At 70.0% G+C, this 20,595-nt stretch carries 20 protein-coding genes and 3 pseudogenes; 19 read left to right on the top strand and 4 right to left on the bottom strand.

Going from position 1 to position 20,595, the window contains the following annotated elements; genetic code table 11:
- Positions 1-20: 20 nt before the first annotated feature.
- From ASD47_RS17510 to ASD47_RS17480, 7 genes are all read left to right on the top strand, one after another.
- The gene (locus tag ASD47_RS17510) at positions 21-1,271 is read left to right on the top strand and encodes an ectonucleotide pyrophosphatase/phosphodiesterase (RefSeq protein ID WP_056759322.1); all 1,251 of its coding nucleotides are present in this window, start codon (positions 21-23) and stop codon (positions 1,269-1,271) included.
- A gap of 162 nt (positions 1,272-1,433) precedes the next feature.
- Entirely contained in the window at positions 1,434-1,886 is a 453-nt protein-coding gene (locus ASD47_RS17505; protein ID WP_056759320.1) for a VOC family protein, read from the top strand.
- A gap of 37 nt (positions 1,887-1,923) precedes the next feature.
- Positions 1,924-2,253, top strand: coding sequence for a helix-turn-helix transcriptional regulator (locus ASD47_RS17500; RefSeq protein ID WP_056759318.1), 330 nt, complete (start codon positions 1,924-1,926; stop codon positions 2,251-2,253).
- Complete coding sequence (locus ASD47_RS17495; protein WP_056759317.1) at positions 2,250-2,756, top strand: SRPBCC domain-containing protein; 507 nt, start codon at positions 2,250-2,252, stop codon at positions 2,754-2,756. Before ASD47_RS17500 ends, ASD47_RS17495 begins: the two co-directional genes overlap by 4 nt.
- Positions 2,753-4,000 carry a TCR/Tet family MFS transporter gene (locus ASD47_RS17490; RefSeq protein ID WP_056759315.1) on the top strand — a complete coding sequence of 416 codons (1,248 nt, stop codon included), beginning with the start codon at positions 2,753-2,755 and terminating at the stop codon, positions 3,998-4,000. Before ASD47_RS17495 ends, ASD47_RS17490 begins: the two co-directional genes overlap by 4 nt.
- A gap of 109 nt (positions 4,001-4,109) precedes the next feature.
- A complete protein-coding gene (locus tag ASD47_RS17485; RefSeq protein WP_156402301.1) occupies positions 4,110-5,540 on the top strand; it encodes a Do family serine endopeptidase in 1,431 nt (476 codons plus the stop codon).
- 84 nt (positions 5,541-5,624) lie between these two features.
- The gene (locus ASD47_RS17480) at positions 5,625-6,047 is read left to right on the top strand and encodes a GFA family protein (RefSeq protein ID WP_056759311.1); all 423 of its coding nucleotides are present in this window, start codon (positions 5,625-5,627) and stop codon (positions 6,045-6,047) included.
- A gap of 7 nt (positions 6,048-6,054) precedes the next feature.
- Here ASD47_RS17480 and ASD47_RS17475 read toward each other — a convergent pair whose 3' ends face one another.
- Positions 6,055-6,471: a VOC family protein gene (locus ASD47_RS17475; protein ID WP_056759308.1), complete on the bottom strand. Its 417-nt coding sequence runs from the start codon at positions 6,469-6,471 to the stop codon at positions 6,055-6,057.
- 34 nt (positions 6,472-6,505) lie between these two features.
- On the opposite strand from ASD47_RS17475, the gene ASD47_RS17470 reads away from it, so the two are divergent.
- The 4 genes from ASD47_RS17470 to ASD47_RS17455 are packed head-to-tail and all read left to right on the top strand — an operon-like array spanning position 6,506 to position 9,940.
- Positions 6,506-7,807: a replication-associated recombination protein A gene (locus ASD47_RS17470; protein ID WP_056759306.1), complete on the top strand. Its 1,302-nt coding sequence runs from the start codon at positions 6,506-6,508 to the stop codon at positions 7,805-7,807.
- A complete protein-coding gene (locus tag ASD47_RS17465; protein WP_056759304.1) occupies positions 7,804-8,577 on the top strand; it encodes a hypothetical protein in 774 nt (257 codons plus the stop codon). The genes ASD47_RS17470 and ASD47_RS17465 overlap by 4 nt, the downstream gene beginning before the upstream one ends.
- On the top strand, positions 8,574-9,407 hold the full coding sequence (locus tag ASD47_RS17460; RefSeq protein WP_056759302.1) for an RluA family pseudouridine synthase: 834 nt from the start codon (positions 8,574-8,576) through the stop codon (positions 9,405-9,407). The genes ASD47_RS17465 and ASD47_RS17460 overlap by 4 nt, the downstream gene beginning before the upstream one ends.
- 20 nt (positions 9,408-9,427) lie before the next feature.
- Positions 9,428-9,940 (top strand): hypothetical protein, encoded by a 513-nt coding sequence (locus tag ASD47_RS17455; protein ID WP_056759300.1) that lies wholly within the window; start codon positions 9,428-9,430, stop codon positions 9,938-9,940.
- On the opposite strand, the gene ASD47_RS17450 is transcribed toward ASD47_RS17455, so the two are convergent.
- Positions 9,937-11,181: a hypothetical protein gene (locus ASD47_RS17450; RefSeq protein WP_056759359.1), complete on the bottom strand. Its 1,245-nt coding sequence runs from the start codon at positions 11,179-11,181 to the stop codon at positions 9,937-9,939. The genes ASD47_RS17455 and ASD47_RS17450 overlap by 4 nt on opposite strands.
- Positions 11,182-11,459: 278 nt before the next feature.
- Here ASD47_RS17450 and crcB point away from each other — a divergent pair, with 278 nt between their 5' ends.
- From crcB to ASD47_RS17430, 5 genes and pseudogenes are all read left to right on the top strand, one after another.
- Positions 11,460-11,846 carry a fluoride efflux transporter CrcB gene (gene crcB / locus ASD47_RS17445; protein WP_056759297.1) on the top strand — a complete coding sequence of 129 codons (387 nt, stop codon included), beginning with the start codon at positions 11,460-11,462 and terminating at the stop codon, positions 11,844-11,846.
- The gene (locus ASD47_RS17440; protein WP_028041081.1) at positions 11,843-12,832 is read left to right on the top strand and encodes an RluA family pseudouridine synthase; all 990 of its coding nucleotides are present in this window, start codon (positions 11,843-11,845) and stop codon (positions 12,830-12,832) included. Before crcB ends, ASD47_RS17440 begins: the two co-directional genes overlap by 4 nt.
- Positions 12,833-12,902: 70 nt before the next feature.
- Positions 12,903-13,109 carry a hypothetical protein gene (locus ASD47_RS17435; protein ID WP_056759294.1) on the top strand — a complete coding sequence of 69 codons (207 nt, stop codon included), beginning with the start codon at positions 12,903-12,905 and terminating at the stop codon, positions 13,107-13,109.
- A gap of 104 nt (positions 13,110-13,213) precedes the next feature.
- Positions 13,214-14,008, top strand: a pseudogene (locus tag ASD47_RS28290) (PAS-domain containing protein); the annotation flags it as partial.
- A gap of 21 nt (positions 14,009-14,029) precedes the next feature.
- A pseudogene (locus ASD47_RS17430) lies at positions 14,030-15,322 on the top strand (putative bifunctional diguanylate cyclase/phosphodiesterase); the annotation flags it as partial.
- On the opposite strand, the gene ASD47_RS17425 reads toward ASD47_RS17430, so the two are convergent.
- Together ASD47_RS17425 and ASD47_RS17420 are read right to left on the bottom strand one after the other, a co-directional pair.
- Complete coding sequence (locus tag ASD47_RS17425; RefSeq protein WP_056759292.1) at positions 15,319-16,653, bottom strand: DUF1501 domain-containing protein; 1,335 nt, start codon at positions 16,651-16,653, stop codon at positions 15,319-15,321. The pseudogene ASD47_RS17430 and the gene ASD47_RS17425 overlap by 4 nt on opposite strands.
- Positions 16,650-18,032 carry a DUF1800 family protein gene (locus ASD47_RS17420; RefSeq protein ID WP_056759290.1) on the bottom strand — a complete coding sequence of 461 codons (1,383 nt, stop codon included), beginning with the start codon at positions 18,030-18,032 and terminating at the stop codon, positions 16,650-16,652. The genes ASD47_RS17425 and ASD47_RS17420 overlap by 4 nt, the downstream gene beginning before the upstream one ends.
- 106 nt (positions 18,033-18,138) lie before the next feature.
- On the opposite strand from ASD47_RS17420, the gene ASD47_RS17415 reads away from it, so the two are divergent.
- The 3 genes and pseudogenes from ASD47_RS17415 to ASD47_RS17410 all read left to right on the top strand — a co-directional run.
- Positions 18,139-18,864: an ATP12 family chaperone protein gene (locus tag ASD47_RS17415; protein WP_056759288.1), complete on the top strand. Its 726-nt coding sequence runs from the start codon at positions 18,139-18,141 to the stop codon at positions 18,862-18,864.
- Between the two features lie 138 nt (positions 18,865-19,002).
- Positions 19,003-19,161, top strand: a pseudogene (locus ASD47_RS28285) (carboxyl transferase domain-containing protein); the annotation flags it as partial.
- 97 nt (positions 19,162-19,258) lie between these two features.
- Positions 19,259-20,595 (top strand): acyl-CoA carboxylase subunit beta (locus tag ASD47_RS17410; RefSeq protein WP_369800318.1); only part of this gene is annotated, 1,337 nt, incomplete at its 3' end.

Below are 20,595 nucleotides of genomic sequence, written 5' to 3'. Positions count from 1 at the left end.
CCCAGTACGAGGTGTGCGTGATGGCCGTTGTGTGTCGGTGGATGGTCCTGGTCGCGGCCCTGATGCTGACGACCTTCGCCGCGAGTTCGCCGGCCGAGGCGGCCAAGAGGCCGTCGAAGCCGGGGCTGACCATCTTGATCTCGCTGGACGGCTTTCGGCCCGACTACCTGGACCGCGGGAACACCCCGACCCTGAGCGCCCTGGCGGCCGACGGCGCGCGCGGGGCCATGCGGCCGTCGTTCCCATCCTTGACCTATCCGAACCACTACACCCTGGTGACCGGCAAGCGGCCCGACCACCACGGCATGGTCAACAACACGCTGGAGGACGAGGCCATCCCCGGCGGCAGCTTCAGCATGTCCAACCACAAGGCGGTCGGCGACGGGCGCTGGTGGGACCAGGCCAAGCCGATCTGGGTCAGCGCCGAGCAGCAGGGCGTGCACGCCGGCATCCTGTTCTGGCCGGGCTCGGAAGCGCGGATCGACGGGGTGCGGCCCAGCCGCTGGAAGGTCTTCGACATAAAGGTCTCGTCCAACGACCGGGTCGACACCCTGCTGTCGTGGATTGACGCCAAGGCTCCGCGGCTGGGTTTCGCCACCCTTTATTTTGACCGCACCGACACCGAGGGGCACCACTACGGCCCGGACTCGCCGGAGGTGAACGCGGCCGCCGCCGAGGTCGACGCCGCGATCGGCCGGCTGGTGGCGGGGCTGAAGGCGAGGGGGCTGTACCGGGCCACCAACCTCGTCGTCGTCGCCGACCACGGCATGGCGCCCCAGCCGCTGAGCGGCCTGGTCGAGGTCTCGACCCTGGTCGACCCGGCCAAGGTCAAGTTCGTCAGCACCGGTTCGATCGTCGGCGTGCGCGCCTTGCCGGGGTTCGAAGCGGAGGTCGCGGCGGCGATGCTGAAGGCCCATCCGCACCTGACCTGCTGGGAGAAGGGCAAGATCCCGGCTCGTTTTGGCTACGGGACCAATCCGCGCGTGCCGCCGATCGTCTGCCTGGCCGACCTGGGCTGGTACTTCGTCACCGCCAGCGCCCTGAAGAAGCGGTTGGAAGAGCACCCGCGCGACGGCGGGGCCCACGGTTACGATCCGTTCGATCCCGCCATGCGGGCGGTCTTTGTCGCCCACGGGCCGGCCTTCCGGCGGGGCGTCATGCTGCCGGTGTTCGACAATGTCGACGTCTATCCGCTGCTGACCCGGCTGATCGGCGTGAAGGGCGACAAGGGAGACGGTTCGCTGGGGCCGGTGAAGGCGGCGCTGCGGTAGGGCCTCGGGGCGACGTCAGGGCTATGGCGACCACGCCGCAGGCCGCCTTCCCTAAAGCCGTGCGGGGGTTCGTGAGCTACGGCGAATTCGTGATGACCCCGCTTGCGCTGATAGTTTCGATATGCGTTAAATATTGCGGATATTGGAAATCGGAGCTTCGCCATGATCCGCAGCGCCCTGACCTCGGCCCTCTGCTATCGCGACCCTAAGGCTGCGCTGGACTTCCTGGAGGCGGCGTTCGGCTTCGAGCTGGTGATGCTGATCGAGGACAACGAAGGAAACCTGGCCCATGCCGAGATGAGCTTCGGCGACAGCCCGGTGATGATCGGCAATGAATGGACCGCGCAGCACAAGAGCCCGGCCTCGATCGACGGCTTCAACACCCAGAGCGTCCACATCCATCTGGAAGGCGACATCGACGCCCACTGCGAGCGGGCGCGGGCGGCCGGAGCCGAGATCCTGATGGAGCCGGCCGACCAGTTCTATGGCGATCGCACCTATCGGTGCCGCGACCCAGAGGGCCATTTCTGGACGGTCGGCGCGCCGGTCCGCGCCGTCAGCGTGGAAGAGGCCGAGGCGGAGTCGGGCCTGAAAGTGGTGAAGGGCTGGGCGTGACTCCCGACGAGTTTCGCCGCTTGGAGGCCACCTCGGCATGAGCGCCTCGCTGGACGTCACCCTGGCCGCCCTGGCCGACCCGCATCGGCGGGCGACCGTCGACCTGCTGCGCCAGGGACCGCGCCGGGCGGGAGAGCTGGCCCAGGCCGCGGGCCTGTCGGCCCCCGCCATGAGCCGCCACCTGCGCACCCTGCGCCTGGCCGGCCTGGTGGAGGAGACCCACCCGCCGTTCGACGCCCGGGTGCGGGTCTACGCCCTGCGGCCCGGACCAATGGCCGAGCTCAAGGCCTGGGCCGAGGCGGCCGAGGGTCTGTGGAGCGACCAGCTGCTGGCGCTGAAAGCCCACGTCGAGGGAGAGGGCGGGTGAGCTCCAAGGTCCTGGTCGCCCTGCGCATCAAGGCCGCGCCGTCGCGGGTGTTCGAGGCGTTCACCGCCGACATCGGCGCCTGGTGGAGGCCTAACGCCCTGTTCTCGTTCACCCCGCGCTCGCCCGGCGTGCTGGCGTTCGAGGGGATCGGCCAGGGCGCCCGCCTGGTCGAGCGCCTGCCGTCGGGCAAAGTGTTCGAGATCGGCGCCGTCCGGATCTGGAACCCCGGGGAGCGGCTGGTGTTCGGCTGGCGCCAGGCCAGCTTCGCGCCGGGCATGGAGACCGAGGTCGAGGTCCGCTTCGAGCCGGCAGGAGACGAGACCCGGGTCACGGTCGAGCATCGCGGCTGGGATACGGTGCCGACCGAGCACGTGGCGCGCCATCGGTTTCCGGACGCCGTCTTCCTGCAGCGCCATGCCGAATGGTGGCGCGCGCTGCTGACAAGTCTCGCCAGCCGGGCGGCTATGGACGTAAAAGAACGCGCCAGGGAGGGCGACGCATGACCAAGGCCATCAGCCGAAACCACCGACAGGCCGCGCTGGGCTTCATCTTCATCACCGCCTGCCTGGACGTGCTGTCGCTGGGGGTGATGATCCCCGTGCTGCCCGAGCTGATGAAGCGCTTCAACGGCGGCGACACCGCCTCCACGGCGCTGTGGGTGGTGCTGTTCGCCACCACCTGGGGCGTGATGCAGTTCTTCTGTTCGCCGATCCTGGGCCTGATGTCCGACCGCTGGGGCCGCCGCCCGGTGATCCTGACCTCGATCTTCGGCCTGGGGGTGGATTTCCTGTTCATGGCGTTCGCCCCGACCCTGTGGTGGCTGTTCGTCGGCCGGGTGTTCAACGGCATGACGGCGGCCAGCTTTTCGACGGCCGGCGCCTATGTCGCCGACGTCACCAAGCCGGAAGACCGGGCCAAGGGCTTCGGCCTGATGGGCGCGGCGTTCGGGGTGGGCTTCACGTTCGGCCCGGCCCTGGGCGGCTGGCTGTGGCAGTTCGACCATCGGCTGCCGTTCCTGGTCTGCGCGGGCCTGGCCCTGTGCAACTGGCTGTACGGCTTCTTCGTGCTGCCGGAATCGCTGCCGCCCGAGAAGCGCGTCCATCGCTTCGACTGGAGCAAGGCCAATCCGCTGGGCTCGCTGAATCTGCTCCGGAGCAAGCCGGACCTGCTGGGGCTGGCCGGCGTGGGCTTCCTGTTCCAGCTGGCCCACAACGTGCTGCCCAGCGTCTTCGTGCTGTACATGGGCTTCCGCTATCACTGGTCGACGGCGGTGATCGGCCTGACCCTGATGGGCAGCGGCATTGCGGGCATCCTGTTGCAGAGCTTCGTGGTCGGTCCGGTGGTCAAGCGGGTGGGCGAGCGCGGGGCGCTGCTGATCGGCCTGTTCTCGGGCTGCGTCGGCTTCATGATCTATGGCCTGGCGCCGACGGGCTGGCTCTATCTGTGCGGCCTGCCGATCTTCGCTTTCACAGGTCTGATCCAGCCCGGTCTGCAAGGCCTCATGACCCGCCGCGTGCAGCCCTGGGAGCAGGGCCAGCTGCAGGGGGCGAACTCGGCGATGATGGGCGTCACCGCCATCGTCGGGCCGTCGCTGTACCTGCTGCCGTTCTCCTGGGCGGTCCGCCACGACGCCACCGTGCACCTGCCCGGCCTGCCGGCCCTGATCGCCGCGGCCCTGCTGCTGGCGGCCACGCTCCTGGCGATCCGCGTGGCGCGTCCGGTCGCGGTGGAACCCAGCGTCGCCTGACCGTCTTTGAACGGGGGCGGGAATGGCCATGCGCCGAAATCCGGACGTTGGCCGCCATCAATGCGCCCGAAAGCTCGGCTGATCTCGCGGGCTGAATTCACGGAGTTTCCTGACAACCATGCGGTCCTATCGCGTCGTGCTTCCCGCCCTGGCCCTGCTGGCCGCCTGCTCGCCGCAGGGGCCGTCGAAGGCCCAGACGATCCCGGACCTGGCCCAGCCGACCCGCCGCGCGCCCACCGACCCCGGGTCGATGAAGGCGTCGTTCTCGCCGGTGGTGAAGAAGACCGCCCCGGCCATCGTCAACGTCGCCAGCAAGCGTGTGGTGCGCCAGCAGGCCGACCCGTTCTGGGACTTCTTCATGGGCGGCGGCGGTGGGACGCCGCGCGAGCAGGTGCAGGGCTCGCTGGGCTCGGGCGCCATCGTCCGGGCCGACGGGGTGATCATCACCAACCACCACAATATCGAGGGCATGAGCGACGTCACCGTCCAGCTGGCCGACCGTCGGGAGTTCCCGGCCACGGTGCTGCTGGACGATCCGCGCTCGGACCTGGCGGTGCTGAAGATCGACACCAAGGGCGAGCGCCTGCCGGTGATCGCCATCGACGACCAGGAACAGTTGGAGGTCGGCGACCTGGTCCTGGCCATGGGCAACCCGTTCGGGGTCGGCCAGACGGTGACCAACGGCATCGTCTCGGCCCTGGCCCGCACCGACGTGGGCGCCGCCGAGTTCGGCAGCTACATCCAGACCGACGCGGCGATCAATCCGGGCAATTCCGGCGGCCCGCTGGTCGACATGGACGGCGACCTGATCGGGGTGAACACCTTCATCATCTCGCGCTCGGGCTCGTCCAGCGGCGTCGGCTTCGCCATTCCCGCCGCCGTGGTGCGCCAGGTGGTCAACACCGCCCTGGGCGGCGGCCACAGCGTGGTGCGGCCCTGGCTGGGCGTGAAGGGCCAGCCGGTCACCGGCGACATCGCCCGCAGCCTGGGCCTGGCTGCGCCGCGCGGGGTGGTGATCTCCGACGTCTATCCGGGCGGCTCGGCCGAGCGAGCCGGCATCCGTGACGGCGACGTGATCCTGTCCATCGATGGCCAAGCGGTCAACGACGAGGGCGGCGGCGCCTTCGCCATCGGCACCCACAAGATCGGCGACCGGGTCCAGGTGCTGATCAACCGCAACGGCAAGGAACAGACCCTGACCCTGCGCGCCGAGGCGGCCCCGGAAAGCCCGGCCCGTGACGAGCGGGTGCTGAAGGGTCGCAACCCGTTCGACGGTGCCACGGTGGTCAACCTGTCGCCGGCCGTGGCCCAGGACCTGAACATCGACCCGTTCGCCGGCCGCGGCGTGCTGGTCACCAAGATCGGCCAGGGCTTCGCGCTGAACGCCGGCCTTCGTCCGGGCGACTTCGTCCGCGAGGTCAACGGCCGGGCCATCAACACCACCGCCGACCTGGCGGCGGTCTCCAACGCCGGGGCCGCGACCTGGACGGTGACCATCGAGCGGAACGGCCAGCGGATCACGGCGCGGCTGCGGGCATAGGGGGGCGACGGTCGGCAAAGCTTGTTGCCACGCGTCGAAAGCGGTACCGTCCAGCTTCTGGTCACGCGAACCCAGGAGCGTGTCATGACCTACGTCGGAAGCTGCTTTTGCGGCACGGTGCAGTTGGAGGTCGACGGCGAACCGGAGGGCATGGGCTATTGCCACTGCCGCTCGTGCCGCGCCTGGTCTGGCGGGCCGGTCAACGCCTTCAGCCTGTGGAAGCCCGAGGCGGTCCGGATCACCTCGGGCTCCGACGAACTGGCGACCTACCAGAAGACCGCGTTCAGCCAGCGGCGCTATTGCGCGAAGTGCGGCGGCCACCTGATGACCGATCACCCGACCTTGGGGCTGGTCGACGTATTCGCCGCGACGCTCCCGACCCTGGTCTTCGCGCCGGGCGTGCACATCAACTATGCCGACACCGTGCTGCCGATGCGCGACGGCCTGCCCAAGCTGAAGGACTTTCCAGCCGAGTTCGGCGGGTCCGGCGAGACGATGGCGGAATAGGACCGCGCTATGCCTTGATCTTCGAGGCCACCGACCAGGTGTGGCCGAACGGATCGACGAGCTGGCCGTAGCGGTCGCCCCAGAACTGGTCGGCCAGCGCGAAGCGCACGGTCGCGCCGGCCTCGACGGCCCGGTTCCACCAGGCGTCGGCGTCGTCGACCTCCAGGTGCAGCGTGACGGCCGAAGGCGGAACATAGTCGCCATGGGCCATCTCGCTGAAGTGGTCGGACAGCATGACCCAGTCGCCATTGATCAGCAGCCGGGAATGCAGCAGGCGCTCGCCGTCGTCGGCGGTGTTGCGGAACACCTCCTCGGCGCCGAACGCGCGCTTGTAGAAGTCCACGGCCGCCTTGCCGCCGACGACGGAAAGATAGGGGGTGACGCCGGTCGTCGGACCCCGGGCGGGATCGCCTTCGTTGGTCATGGTGGTTCCCTCCGTGATTAAGTAAACCTAGCCCATGTCCGATCTTTTCCAAGCCGCCGGCCTGACGCCCCATGCGCCGTCGCCGCTGGCCGACCGCCTGCGTCCCCAGACCCTCGACGAGGTGGTGGGCCAGGAGCACCTGCTGGGCCCCGACGGTCCCATCGGCCGCATGGCGGCCGCCCGCCGCCTGGCCTCGATGATCCTGTGGGGGCCGCCCGGCACCGGCAAGACCACCATCGCCCGCCTGCTGGCCAAGGCCGGCGGCTACGAGTTCATGCAGATCTCAGCGGTGTTCTCGGGCGTCGCCGACCTGAAGAAGGCGTTCGAGCAGGCCCGCGTGCGCCGTTCGGCCGGCCAGAGCACCCTGTTGTTCGTCGACGAGATCCATCGCTTCAACCGCGCCCAGCAGGACGGTTTCCTGCCGTTCGTGGAGGAGGGGATCGTCACCCTGGTGGGCGCCACCACCGAGAACCCGTCGTTCGAGTTGAACGGCGCTCTGCTGTCACGCTGCCAGGTCTTCGTGCTCAAGCGGCTGGACGAGGACGCGCTGGAGGCCCTGCTGGTCAAGGCCGAGGCCGCCGAGAACCGCAAGCTGCCGCTGGACGGCGACGCCCGCTCGACCCTGATCGCCATGGCCGACGGCGACGGCCGCTACCTGCTGACCCTGACCGAGACCCTGCTGGCGATCGGCACGGACACGCCGCTGAACCCCACCCAGCTCACCCAGTTCCTGCAGAAGCGCCGCCCGGCCTACGACAAGAACCGCGAGGAGCACTACAACCTGATCTCGGCGCTGCACAAATCGGTGCGCGGCAGCGATCCGGACGCGGCGCTCTACTGGCTGGCGCGGATGCTGGAGGGCGGCGAGGACCCGCTGTTCATCGCCCGCCGCCTGGTGCGCATGGCGTCGGAGGACATCGGCGCGGCCGATCCCCTGAGCCTGCTCCTGACCACCGCCGCCAAGGACGCGTACGACTTCCTCGGCAGCCCCGAGGGCGAACTGGCCCTGGCCCAGGCCGTGGTGCACATGGCCAGCGCGCCCAAGTCCAACGCCGTCTACAACGCCTATAAGGCGGCCCGGCGCCTGGCCAAGGAAACCGGCAGCCTGACGCCGCCGGCCCACATCCTCAACGCCCCGACCAAGCTGATGAAATCGCTGGGCTATGGCGACGGCTACGCCTACGACCATGACGTCGAGGGCGGGGTCTCGGGCCAGAACTATTTCCCGGACGGAATCGAGCGGCCTAGCCTCTATGAGCCCAAGCCGGTCGGGGCTGAGGCCAAGGTCAAGGAACGCCTCGACGCCTGGAACCGCCTGCGGAGAGACGGCAAGTGAAGCTTACCCCCGCGGTCCGCGTGACCGCCGCGATCGCACTGGCCCTATTGCTGGCGGGCGCCGTCCTGCTGTGGCTGGCCGCCGTCACGCCGTGGCATAGCGACTCTAACGCCTATTTCACCGCGCTGCGGCGGCTGCGCGCGACGCTCTATTTCGGCCAGCCCGACGCCGAGGCGTTCAAGGCGGCCACCCTTCGGTTCGGAGCGTTGCAGGCCCAGTACGCGACCCGCAAGTGGCTGTACGCCGACCTGGCCTACGCCTGCTTCAGCCTGGGCGCGTGCGCGGCCGTGGTCGCCGGCCTGACGATGCGGTTCGGGGCGCGGCTGCTGCGCACGCAGAAGAACGCGGTGGTCGTGCTGGGCGTGACGCTGCTGGCCTTGATCGCCACCCTGGCCGGGCTGGCGGCCGATCCGCTGCACCGGTTCTATCGCGAGCAACTGCCCGAATGGTCCGACACCCTGGAGATCCCGCTGGCCGGGGCGCTGGTGGCGATGATCCCGATCGCGACGATCACCCTGCTGCTGGTCCTGCCGCCGCTGATCTTCCGGCGCCGGGCCAGCGGGCCGCTGCTGGTCTTCACCCGACCGCCGCACTGGCCGTCGATCGCGGCCAACGCCGTCTACGCCCTGCCGCTGGCCTTCGCGGTGTTCCTGCTGACCAGCTTCGCCTCGCGCGGCGGCTGGGCCCTGGCCCCGGCGGGGCTGATGCTGCTGTGGCTGTTCCTGAACGGCCGGGCGCTGTGGATCGCGCCGAAAGGAGAGGCCGCATGAGCCGTCCGCCCCCCGGTAAGCCGGACCGGCGCCCGCCCGGCGTCGCCAAGCCCAAGGCGTCCGACACGCCGGTCGTCCTGACCCCGGAGGAAATCGCCTTCACCCGGTCGCTGGTGATCCACGAGGACGACAGCGTCTTCGTGTTGAACAAGCCGGCGGGCCTGTCCAGCCAGGGCGGGCGCATCCAGGCCCATACGCTGGACGACCTGCTGTGGGCCCTGGCCCGGCGGGACCGCTCGCGGCCGCGCCTGATCCATCGCCTGGACCGCGACACCTCGGGCGTGATCCTGACCGCCCGCACCAAGCCGGCCGCCACCTTCCTGGGCAAGGCCCTGATGGGCAAGCGGTTCCGCAAGACCTACCTGGCCATCGTCACGCCGGGCGCGCCAGAGCCGCGCGGCGGCCAGATCGACGCGGCCCTGCGCCGCGAGTCGATCGGTCGCGAGGCCTATATGCGGGTCTGCGCGCCCGACCACCCCGACGCCGAGGCCGCCCGCAGCCGCTACCGCACCCTGGCCGCCACCGAGGGCGCGGCCCTGGTCGAGCTCTCGCCCGATACCGGCCGCATGCACCAGTTGCGGGTCCACATGGCCTCGATCGGTCGGCCGATCGCCGGCGACAGCCGCTATGGCGGGGCGCTGATGCTGGGCGGCGCGCCCGTGCCGCGCCTGATGTTGCACGCCGTCCAGCTGGTCTTCCCGCATCCCGAAGGCGGCGAGCGGCGGATCGGCGCGCCGATCCCCGGCGACATGCGCGCGGTTTTGGATAAGCTGGGCCTTGAACTTCCCGAGCGCGGCCCTCCGGAACAGGGCCGGCCGGAAAACCGTTAAGCCTGGCAGGAGATTTCGCCATGAAGCGTCAGAATACGAAAGGGCTGATCGCGCTCGCCTTTTCCGCCGCCCTGCTGACCGCCTGCGCCACCTCGCCGACGCTCTACGGGCCGCAGACCGGACCGCGCGGGGCGGGCTATTCGGAGTATCGCCTGGAGGCCGGCCGCTACCGGGTGACCTTCCAGGGCAATCCCGGCGCCCCGGTCAACCAGGTCTCGGACTACGCCCTGCTGCGCTCGGCCGAGCTGGCCCTGCGCGACGGCTACGACTGGTTCCGGGTGGCTGACCGGGTGACCCAGCAGACCGGTTCCGGCCGGGGCTCAAGCCTGTCGATCGGCGGCGGCTCGGGCAGCTACGGCCGACGCAGCGGGGTCGGGCTGGGCGTCGGCACCAGCTTCAACCTCGGCCCCGGCCCGGCGGTCAGCAGCTCGATGGAGGTGGTGTTCGGTAAGGGCCAGCCGCCGCGCGACGCCGACGTCTATGACGCCCGCGCCATCGTCCGCACGGTGGGGCAGGGACGGGCGGCGGTCTAACCCGCCGCCTTCTTCGTGCCGGTCGCCGCGACCGGGTAGGCGGCCCGCAGGGCCGCGTGGGTCAGGCCGGCGGTCTCGGCGGCCGCAAAATAGCCCTCGGCCGGCAGGCCCTGTAGAGCGACCATCGGGGCCAGGCCCCGCGCCTCGCGCCCGAAGGCCATGATGTCGGCGGCGATCTTTTCGGCCGGCCCGGTCAGGTCGCTGGCGTCCAGTGTCAGCCCCTGCAGGCGGGCGTCGCGCAGCACGCGCAGGGCTTCCTTCTCTGGCGGCACGCGGGCGATGACGCCGCGCGTCAGGGCCTTCAGCAGGCCGACCACTTCCAGCAGGCGGCCCGCGGGCGTGCCGCGCGTCACGTCGACCAGCTCCATCATCACCCCGCCGCGCAGCAGGGCCAGGGACAGGCCAGAGGTGCCGGTCAGCATGTCGCGACCGCGCTGGGTGCCCAGAGTGCGGAACGAGGCCGGCACGATCAGGTCGGGCCGGTCGTGGCCCTGCGAGGCGCGGGCGAAGACGGCGGCGTATTTCAGGGCCGCCTCGTCGATGAAGGCGGCGTCGCGGTCGGGCAGGCGCGAGACGGCGCGGGCGCTGATCTGCTTGCCCGAGCCCAGGTGGGTGACCACCGGCTCGATGCGCACCGCCGTGGCGATGTTGCGCTTGAGGCTGATCATGTGCTCGAGCGTGAAGTCGACGCGCAGGGCCGCCCCGCCGGCGGTGGTGAAGGCGACGGGTGTGCGCCGGGTCTCTTCCAGCGGATCGATGTCGAAGCGGATGGGCGAGCGGGTCGAGTCGCGGCGCGCTCGGGCCGCCAGGATTACCGACGCGTCGACCGGACGGCAGACCAGGCCGCCGGCCTCGACGCCGATCACGGCGCGCACGCCCAGGTCCGTGGGTTCCGCCGCGCCCAGCAGGTGGGTCAGAACGTCTTCCAGGATGCGCACGCTGGTCGCCTGGGCCGCCAGGCCCTGGTCGTTGTTCATGGCGATCAGGAAGTCTTCCTCGCCGATGCGGGCGCGCAGGTCGCTGCGGTCCAGGTGCTCGGCCAGCTTGCGCTCGACATAGGTCCAGACGTCGACGCGCTTCTTGTCCCACCAGTCGCCGGCCCAGCGACGGATGGCCTTGACGCTGATGACGTTGACCGAGCCGCGGGTGATCAACTCCGACCCCGCCAGCCGCTGGAGTACGGGGCCGCTGAGAGCCAGGTGCTCGTTCCGGTCGTCGTTTTGCATCGAATCGAAGGGCATGTTCGCCTTGGCGCGGGAGGAGCCCATAAGATGCATTTTACAGCCTTAACGGTCAGTGCAGGAACACGGTGTGCAAACGAGGTTACCGTAACGCGCTCAAACGTTAAGATGCCCATTTCCCGGGCCTTTTGCCGGTCTTCGAAGGCTGCTTTAAGGCTCTCCGAGGCAGCATAAACCATGATGACGGCGGATCGGCGTTAACCCTTCGCCGAACTTGCTGGCGAAACCGCTTTCAGGCGCGGCTTGGCGTTCGCGGCCGCGCGGCGCATAAGGGCGCGATGACCAAACTCCTCCTTGTCGCCGCCGGCGGCGCCTTGGGCTCCGTCGCGCGCTACCTCGTGGGGGTTCAGGCCCTGCGCCTGTTCGGGGCCAGCTGGCCCTACGGCACCTTCATCGTCAACCTGACGGGCGGGCTGCTGATGGGGCTGCTGGCGGCCTGGCTGGCCCTGCGGGGCGGCGCGCAGCAGGAGCACTGGAGGGTGTTGCTGGGTGTCGGCGTCATGGGCGGCTTCACCACCTTTTCGGCCTTTTCGCTGGAGACCGCGCTGCTGATCGAGAAGCGCGCCTACGCCCAGGCCTTTACCTATACGACCGCCAGCGTGATCCTGTCCGTGGCGGCCGTTTTCGCGGGCCTCTTGATCGCCCGCAGGATCTTTTCGGCATGAAAGAAGTACGTACGATCTATGTGGACGCCGGCGAAGACGGCGTCCGCCTGGACCGCTGGTTCAAGCGCCGCTGGCCGCACCTGAACCATATCCAGCTGAACAAGCTGTTCCGCTCCGGCCAGGTGCGGGTCGACGGCTCGCGCGCCAAGGCCGACACCAAGCTGGCGGCCGGCAGCCAGATCCGCGTGCCGCCGCTGCCAGACGCCCCCGATCCGGCCGACAAGGGCAAACTGTCGCCGCGCGACATCGCCTTCGCCAAGTCGCTGGTGCTGTACGAGGACGAGGAGGTCCTGGCCCTGAACAAGCCGGCCGGCCTGGCCGTGCAGGGCGGCACCAAGACCACCCACCACATCGACAAGCTGCTCAGCGCCTGGGGCGAGGGCGTCGATCGGCCCAAACTGGTCCACCGCCTGGACCGCGACACCTCCGGCGTGCTGCTGCTGGGCAAGACCCCGAGCGCGGCCGCGCGGCTGTCCGGGGCCTTCGCCAAGCGCCGGGCCCAGAAAACCTATTGGGCCATCGTCGCCGGCAATCCGCATCCCACCGAGGGGGTGATCGAGCTGCATCTGGCCAAGCGGGGCGTCGGCGACCGCGAACTGGTGGTGCCGGCGGAGCCGAAGGACCCGGACGCCCAGCCGGCCGAGACCGAATTCGTCTCGATCAGCCGGGCCGGCCCACGTGTCACCTGGATGGCCCTGCGTCCGCACACCGGCCGCACCCATCAGCTGCGCGCCCACATGAAGGCCATCGGCCACCCGATCCTGGGCGACCCCAAATACAGCGACGACAAGTCCACGCCGCTGTCGGAGGGCCTGAAGCTGCAACTGCACGCCCGCTCGATCATCCTGCCGCACCCGACGGTCGGAACCCTGGCCATCGAGGCGCCGCTGAGCCCGGAGATGAAGGCCGGCTTCGCCAAGTTCGGCTTCTCGGAGGACGAGGCCGAGTACGATCCGTTCGCGCGGCGGCAGACCAGGCGTCGGTAGGCGCGCGCGGCGGCCTTGAGCGCCCTCATGGGCTGTGACAAGGTTCCCTCTCAACCTGAGGGAATGCGTCATGGCCTTCGTGAGCTTCACGCGTCCGGACGACTCGCCGGTGTCGATCAATACCGCCGAGGTGCTCAGCTTCGCGCCTGTGCCGACCGACGGCCCCCTGAGAGGGCCGCTTGAGGCCGGCACGCGGATCGCCTTCAGGAACGGCAAGCACCAGGACGTCAAGGAACCGGTCGAGGCGGTCGAGCGCAGGCTGAACGGGGCGGGGTAACGCCGCCCTGCGACGTTGCACCACAGGTGGCCGGAGCCTTCCGTCATCAACTTATTAGCGACGTTCGCCGACCCTGCCGTCGAGGGCAGGAAAGGGTGTTCGTCATGAGTTCGCAGGTTATCGCGCTGGATCTTCTGGAGCGCCGATCGGCCGCTCTATCCGCGGCTGAAAGGGCGCTGCGGATCACGTTGAGCGGTTCGCCGACCCCCATCGTGCTGCTCGACCTGGACCTGAAACCCGTGCTGTTCAGCCAAGGCTGGCTGGATCAGGCCGTGACGCCCCGAACCTCGCAGTCTCCGAACGCCGAACCGCTGGCGCCGAACGCCGAGTTCACGGCCGCCGCGGGACGCTGTCTCGAAACCGGCGCGGTGGAGACCTGCCGCGTCGAAATTCCCGCGGACGCCGAAGGCTGCACGCGCTGGTTCAGCTTCGAGTTCAGCCCCTGGCCGCGCGGCTCCGCCTATAGCCGGTTCGTCGTCGTCGGGCGGGAAGTGACCGAGGCGGTCCTGGCCGCGCGCGAAGCCGAGATCGCCGGCCAGCGCCTGGCCGAGCAGAACGCGCGCTTCGACGCGGCCCTGAGCAACATGCCCCACGGCCTCTGCATGTTCGACGCCGAGAAGCGGCTGATCCTGTGCAACACCGCCTATCGCCGGCTTTACGACGTGCCGGACGCGCTCAGCGTCCCCGGGACGCGGCTGGACGACATCCTCGAGCATCGCTGCTCGATCGGCAAAGGGCCCCGCAGCTTCGCGGCCTTCTACGCCGCGACCGTCGAGGCGGCTGTGAGGGGCGCGGCGGCGACGCGCGACGTGGAGCTGACCGATGGGCGCACCATCCGCATCACCCACAATCCCACCGCGGACGGCGGCTATGTGGCCACCCACGAGGACGTCACCGAGTCGATCAGCGCCGCCGCCCAGATCGAGTTCCTGGCCTTTCGCGATCCCCTGACCGGCCTGCCCAACCGGGCCGCCTTCCAGCGCGCCTATGACGACGCCGTGGCCGCCGCCGAACAGGGCGAGATGTTCGGCCTGATCATGCTCGACGTCGACCACTTCAAGGACGTCAACGACACCCTGGGCCACGACGCCGGCGACGCCCTGCTGAAGGCGCTGGCCGGCCAGCTCAAGCGGGCTTTCCGGCGCAACGACACCGTGGCCCGCCTGGGCGGCGACGAGTTCGCCATCGTGCTGCGCGACCTCAAGAGCGAGGCCGACATGACCCGCCCGATCGAGGTGCTGCAGGGCTTGCTGCGCACGCCGATCGAACATGGCGGCCAGAGCTTCACCATCTGCGCCAGCATCGGCGCCGCGGTTCACGGCGATCCCGACGCCGATCCCACCCACCTGCTCAAGAACGCCGACGTGGCGCTGTATCAAGCCAAGTACGACGGCCGCAATCGCAGCGTCGTCTTCCGGCCGGCGATGCGGACGGAGGTCGAGCAGCGCGTCGAGCTGCTGCGGGAGGTGCGGTTGGCCATCAGCCAGGGCGAGTTCGACCTGTTCTACCAGCCGGTCGTCGACCTGGCCGGCAACAGCGTGGCCGGCTTCGAGGCCCTGATGCGCTGGAACCATCCGGAGCAAGGCGTCCTGCCGCCAGCCGCCTTCATGGCCGCGTTCGAGGACAACGACCTGTCGCTGCAGCTGGGCGAGGTGGCCTTCGAGCGCGCCTTGGGCCAGATGCGCGCCTGGCTCGACCAGGGCGTGGAGTTCGGCCGCGTGGCGATCAACATCTCCTCGGCCCAGTTCCGCACCGGACGCCTGGCCGCCGAGATCGCCGCCAAGCTGGCGCGCTGGAACGTGCCGGCCGACCGTCTGACCATCGAGGTCACCGAGAACGTCTATATGGGCTGGGGCGCCGAGGTGGTCAGCGACACGGTCAAGCAGTTGCACGACGCCGGCGTGCTGATCGCGCTGGACGATTTTGGCACTGGCTACGCCTCATTGGCGAACCTGCGGCAATTCCCGATCGATCGCCTGAAGATCGACAAGTCCTTCGTCCAGAACAGCCAGGACGACGCCATCGTCCGCGCGGTGATCAACCTCGGCTCCAGCATGGGCATGAAGGTGGTGGCCGAAGGGGTCGAGCGGCCCGACCAGGTGGCGACGCTGACGCAGTACGGCTGCGACCAGGTCCAGGGCTACCACTTCGCCCGGCCCATGCCGGCCGCCGAGGTGGCCGGCTTCATCGACGCCTTCTCGACGCGGGGCTAGACCAGTCCGGACACCGGCTTGGCGTCAGCGCTGTCGGGGAAGACCTTGGTTTCCAGGGCCGCGCGGTCGACGCCCATGTGGTCGGCCAGCACGCCCTTGAACAGGCCGCGCATGTCGAGGGTGGGGCGCACGTCGCGGTTCTCGAACAGGGCGTCCGGCCTCAGCGTCGGCCAGTCGCCGATGAGGCCGCCCTTCCGGAGCCCGCCGCCCAGCACCAGGGCGGTCGAGCCGGTGCCATGGTCGGTGCCGCCCGTGCCGTTGACCCGGGCCGTGCGGCCGAACTCGGTGGCGGCGACGACGACGGTGTTGCGCCATTCTTCGCCCAGGCCGGTGTTCAGGCCGTCGAGCACGGCGTCGAGATAGGACAGGCGGGTGTTCAGCTGGCCGACCTGGCCGGCATGGGTGTCCCAGCCGTCCAGCGAGATGGCGGCGATGCGTGGTCCGCCGTCCTGCACCATGAAGCCGGCCAGGGTCGCGCCCAGCTTGCGGGCGGCCTCGCGGCCCTGGCGCTGGCCGGCGATGGCCCGGGCGTCCTGGGTCATCGCCGTTGGAGCCATCGCCTGGGCCACGGCCGGCGGCGCCGCGACCTGGGGCGTCATTCCGGAGGTGTTCATCGCCGTCGTGTCGGTCGAGACGGGGGCGGGGGCGGGGTTTAGCGCAGTCATCGCCGCCTGGGCCATGGTCTCGGTCTCAAGGCCGCGCGCGAAGGCCGGCCCCATCAGCGGGTCGGCCTTGTAGAGGTCCTGCAGCAGGGTGGGCAGACGGGCGGCCTCGTCGACGCCCTTGCCTGGCGACCAGCTGGCGGCTTGGACCTTGCCGCGCAGGATCAGCGGCGCGGTGGCGCCCACCGATAGGCCTTCGACCTTCGACGGTCCCATCACCTCCAGCGTGCGGTTCAGCCAGCCGGTGTTGACGCCATAGACCTGGGCGGCGCCGGTCTCCAGCACGTCCTGGGCCTCGAAGTGTGAGCGGGCGCGGTCGGGGCTGGCGATGGCCGGGGCGATGCGGGCCTGGCCCTTCAGGGCCAGGGCGTGCACCGATTGCAGCGCCGGGTGCAGGCCGAAGGTTCCGTCCAGCTTCAAGGCCTGGTCGGGCGCCACCGCCACCGCGCCGCGCAGGGCCGCGTAGTCGGGATCACCGATCGGCGGGCTGACGGTCAGGCCGTCCATGCCGCCCCGGCAGATGACCACGACCAGCTTGCGACGGGCCATCGCGCCGTCGGCGGCGGCGAAGGCCGACCCGCCCAGGAAGCTGACGGAAACGCCCAGGCCGGCGGCCTGCAGCAGCAGCGAGCGACGGGAGGTCGTTTGAGGGGAGGCTTGGGCGGTCATCGGCGTTGGAACTCCGGACTCATCAGCAGCAGGGCCATGGCCTCGCGGCGGGTCTCGGCCCGGGCCACGGCCTTGGCGACCGCCGGGGTCAGGCGCGCGCCGAGGGCCGTCTGGGCCAGCAGGCTGGGATCGAGGCGGTCGGCGACCACGGCGGCGAAGCCCTCGCTGAACCGCAGGCGCTTGATCAGGGCGTCCGGCGCGCACCAGACCTGGGCCTCATCCGCCCAGCCCTTGGGCGAGGGGGCCGAGAACGGCTTCTGGCCCAACCCCGTCAGCACCGGGGCCAGCTTGTCGATGCCCGACGGCTGGGCGTCGATGGACCGCCAGGTCGAGATGGCGAACTCGTAGGGGGTCTTGAATTTGGCGGCGACGGGATCCCAGGCTTCGGGCGCGGCGACCAGGGCGCGGGCCACCTCGTCCAGGCGACCGTCGCTGTCGAGATAGGCCTTCTGCAGCCGGGCGACGAGGGCGGGCGGCGGGGTGTCGCTGACGAAGTGGACGGCCAGCTTGGTCGCCAGGTGGCGGGCGGTGTGGGGGCTGGCCGCCAGGTCGCGCATCACCGCCAGGGCCTGGGCCTGGCCTTCCTGGGGATAGCGCCGTCCCATCACCGTCCGCGGGCCCGGCTCGTGGGCGTTGTCACGGAACAGGAACCGGTGCGGGCTCGGGTCCTTCGGTCGGCCGATGCTGAACCCGGTCATGGCCCGGGCGAATTCCGTAACGTCGGCCTGCTTGTAGCCGGCGTCGACTCCGACCGTGTGCAGCTCCAGGATCTCGCGGGCCAGGTTCTCGTTCAGCCCGCCGGCCTTCTTGCCGCTCTTGCGCTGGTACTGCGCCGCCCGGCTGTCGGGGCCCACCGACTGGGCCTGGTCGAGATAGAGCAGCATGGCCGGATGGGTGGACGAGGCCACCAGCAGGTCCTCGAAGCGGCCGAACACGTGCGGGCGGATGGCTTCCTGCTCGAACGGCCCCGCCACCGAGCCGACGGCCAGGCTGGTGGCCGAGACGGTGAAATGGTTGGCCCAGAACAGCGCCCAGCGCTCGCGGAACGCCGCATCCGTCGTGGCCCCAAGCCGAGCGCGGGCCAGGAAGTCGTCGCCCGCCTGATCCTTGAGGTCCTTCTGGAGGTCCTTGACCGCCGGACCCTTGGCCTCGCCCATCGCCTTGGCGTCGCGCTTCTGCATCTGGTAGTCACTGACCTCGGCCAGGCGCCGGGCCGAGTCTTCGCCGCCCTGCGGCTGGTCGGCGCCCGCGGGGCGGATCTGGGCCGCCAGGAAGCCGCGCGGATCGTCGCGCGCCGCGTCGATCTCGCCGGGCCGCGCGCCCAGGCCGAAGCGGGTCGTGGCGATGGCCGCCATCAGGTCGTTGGAAGGCAGGCTCACGCCGTTTGTTCTCCCTTGCGTCGTCGGTCTTGCCTCGGGCGCGTTGTTTGCCCATTCAACGGCTTGAAACCGCTGTTTTGATGTCTGGACTGAAAAGAAGTTCGCCTTGGCCGACAAGCCCGACCTGCTGCAACGTCCCCGCCGCTTCTACAGGGCCGCCGCGGCCGGCCCCATCGACGGCGGTTTCGCCGTGCTGCTGGACGGCCGCACGCCCAAGTCTCCGGCCCGGTCGCCGCTGGTCTTGCCGACCCTGGCGCTGGCCCAGCTGGTCGCCGCCGAATGGGACGCCCAGGTCGAGGTGATCGACTCCACGGCCATGCCCGCCACCCGCCTGGCCTTTACCGCCATCGACCGGATCCGCGAGACCCGCGCCGAGGTGGCCGGCGAGGTCGCGGCCTACGCCGGCTCGGACCTGCTGTGCTACTGGGCCGACCACCCCACGCCGCTGGTCGAGCGCCAGAAGCGCGACTGGGGCGCCCTGCTGGACTGGGCCAGGGCCGAGCTGGACGTGCACCTGACCCCCGCGTCCGGCGTGATCCACACGGCCCAGTCGCCGGCCGCCCTGGCCAGTGTCGAGGCCCTGGCCCTGACCTTGGACGACTTCACCCTGGCGGGGGTGGCCTATGGCGCGGGTCTGTTCGGCTCGACGGTGCTGGCCCTGGCCCTGCGGGCGGGCAGGGTCACCGGCCGCAAGGCCCTGGACCTGTCACGGCTGGAGGAGATCTTCCAGGCGCAAACGTGGGGGCAGGACGCCGAAGCGGTCGCCCGGGCCGAGGCCCTGGCCGTCGAGGCGCAGGTGCTGGAGCGCTGGTTCGCGGCGCTGCGGCGCTGAGGCCCGACTTCTTTGACCCAAGGCCGGTCGCCGCGGCGCGGTCCTCCGGTGCGCCTTGTCACGGAAAGCTCGCGCCATTAGGCCTCGGTCCATAAGGTGGGAAAACCGCCCAGGTAAGAGAGCAGGGAGCCAATCCGCGTGCAGCACATACTCGAGGAACTGGATCGCCGTCGCGCGCAGGCTCGGGGCGGGGGCGGCGAGGGGCGGGTGGCGGCCCAGCACGCCAAGGGCAAGCTGACGGCGCGCGAGCGGATCGACCTGTTGCTGGACGAGGGCTCGTTCGAGGAGTTCGACATGNGAGGGGCGGGTGGCGGCCCAGCACGCCAAGGGCAAGCTGACGGCGCGCGAGCGGATCGACCTGTTGCTGGACGAGGGCTCGTTCGAGGAGTTCGACATGTTCGTCGAGCACCGGGGGACGGAGTTCGGCATGGCCGAGCAGAAGGTGCCCGGCGACGGGGTGGTCACCGGCTGGGGCACGATCAACGGCAAGGTSGTCTAYGTSTTCTCCAAGGACTTCACGGTGTTCGGCGGCTCGCTRAGCGGGGCSCACGCGGCCAAGATCGTCAAGGTCCAGCGCCAGGCCATGAAGGTGGGCGCGCCGATCATCGGCCTGTTCGACGCGGGCGGGGCGCGCATCCAGGAGGGCGTCGACAGCCTGGCCGGCTATGCCGACATCTTCCTGGAGAACGTGATGGCCTCGGGCGTGATCCCGCAGATCAGCGTGATCATGGGCCCCTGCGCCGGCGGCGACGTCTATTCGCCGGCCATGACCGACTTCATCTTCATGGTCCGCGACACCAGCTACATGTTCGTGACCGGGCCGGACGTGGTCAAGACGGTGACCAACGAGGTGGTCACGGCCGAGGAGCTGGGCGGGGCGCGGGTGCACGCGGCCAAGTCCGGGGTGGCCGAGGGGGCGTTCGACAACGACCTGGAGGCCCTGACCCAGGTGCGCCGGCTGGTCGATTTCCTGCCCTCGTCCAATCGCGAGACCGCGCCCGCCCGCCAGAGCTTCGACGACCCCTGGCGCGCCGAGCCCAGCCTGGACAGCCTGATCCCGTCCGACCCGGGCAAGCCCTACGACATCAAGGAGCTGATCCTGAAGATCGTCGACGAGGCCGACTTCTTCGAGATCTCCAGCGAGTGGGCCAAGAACATCGTCTGCGGCTTTGCGCGGATGGACGGCGAGACGGTGGGGGTGGTGGCCAACCAGCCGCAGGTGCTGGCCGGGGTGCTGGACATCGACAGTTCCAGGAAGGCCGCCCGCTTCGTGCGGTTCTGCGACGCCTTCAACATCCCCATCCTCACCCTGGTGGACGTGCCCGGCTTCATGCCCGGCACCAAGCAGGAGTACGGCGGGCTGATCAAGCACGGGGCCAAGCTGCTGTTCGCCTATGCCGAGGCCACCGTGCCCAAGATCACCCTGATCACCCGCAAGGCCTATGGCGGGGCCTATGACGTGATGAGCTCCAAGCACCTGCGCGGCGACTTCAACTACGCCTGGCCCACCGCCGAGATCGCGGTCATGGGCGCCAAGGGGGCGGTGGAGATCATCTTCCGCCAGGAGGCCAAGGACCCCCAGGCCCTGGCCGCCCGCGAGGCCGAGTACAAGGACCGCTTCGCCAACCCGTTCGTGGCCGCCTCCCGCGGCTATATCGACGACGTCATCATGCCCCACGGCACCCGCAAGCGCATCGTCCGAGCCCTCAAGAGCCTCAAGGGCAAGCAGCT

Source organism: Caulobacter sp. Root1472 (assembly GCF_001426985.1).
Classification (GTDB): Bacteria; Pseudomonadota; Alphaproteobacteria; order Caulobacterales; family Caulobacteraceae; genus Caulobacter; species Caulobacter rhizosphaerae.
The sequence above is the reverse complement of the archived record's forward strand: the minus strand, read 5'-3'. Positions and strand labels throughout refer to the sequence as shown.

Excerpts from the sequence above, each read along its gene's own strand:
- ASD47_RS17510 (WP_056759322.1), top strand. The coding sequence starts at position 21 with ATGGCCGTTGTGTGTCGGTGGATGGTCCTGGTCGCGGCCCTGATGCTG.
- ASD47_RS17505 (WP_056759320.1), top strand. The coding sequence starts at position 1,434 with ATGATCCGCAGCGCCCTGACCTCGGCCCTCTGCTATCGCGACCCTAAG.
- ASD47_RS17500 (WP_056759318.1), top strand. The coding sequence starts at position 1,924 with ATGAGCGCCTCGCTGGACGTCACCCTGGCCGCCCTGGCCGACCCGCAT.
- ASD47_RS17490 (WP_056759315.1), top strand. The coding sequence starts at position 2,753 with ATGACCAAGGCCATCAGCCGAAACCACCGACAGGCCGCGCTGGGCTTC.
- ASD47_RS17480 (WP_056759311.1), top strand. The coding sequence starts at position 5,625 with ATGACCTACGTCGGAAGCTGCTTTTGCGGCACGGTGCAGTTGGAGGTC.
- ASD47_RS17475 (WP_056759308.1), bottom strand. The coding sequence starts at position 6,471 with ATGACCAACGAAGGCGATCCCGCCCGGGGTCCGACGACCGGCGTCACC.
- ASD47_RS17470 (WP_056759306.1), top strand. The coding sequence starts at position 6,506 with ATGTCCGATCTTTTCCAAGCCGCCGGCCTGACGCCCCATGCGCCGTCG.
- ASD47_RS17460 (WP_056759302.1), top strand. The coding sequence starts at position 8,574 with ATGAGCCGTCCGCCCCCCGGTAAGCCGGACCGGCGCCCGCCCGGCGTC.
- ASD47_RS17455 (WP_056759300.1), top strand. The coding sequence starts at position 9,428 with ATGAAGCGTCAGAATACGAAAGGGCTGATCGCGCTCGCCTTTTCCGCC.
- ASD47_RS17450 (WP_056759359.1), bottom strand. The coding sequence starts at position 11,181 with ATGCCCTTCGATTCGATGCAAAACGACGACCGGAACGAGCACCTGGCT.
- crcB (WP_056759297.1), top strand. The coding sequence starts at position 11,460 with ATGACCAAACTCCTCCTTGTCGCCGCCGGCGGCGCCTTGGGCTCCGTC.
- ASD47_RS17440 (WP_028041081.1), top strand. The coding sequence starts at position 11,843 with ATGAAAGAAGTACGTACGATCTATGTGGACGCCGGCGAAGACGGCGTC.
- ASD47_RS17435 (WP_056759294.1), top strand. The coding sequence starts at position 12,903 with ATGGCCTTCGTGAGCTTCACGCGTCCGGACGACTCGCCGGTGTCGATC.
- ASD47_RS17425 (WP_056759292.1), bottom strand. The coding sequence starts at position 16,653 with ATGACCGCCCAAGCCTCCCCTCAAACGACCTCCCGTCGCTCGCTGCTG.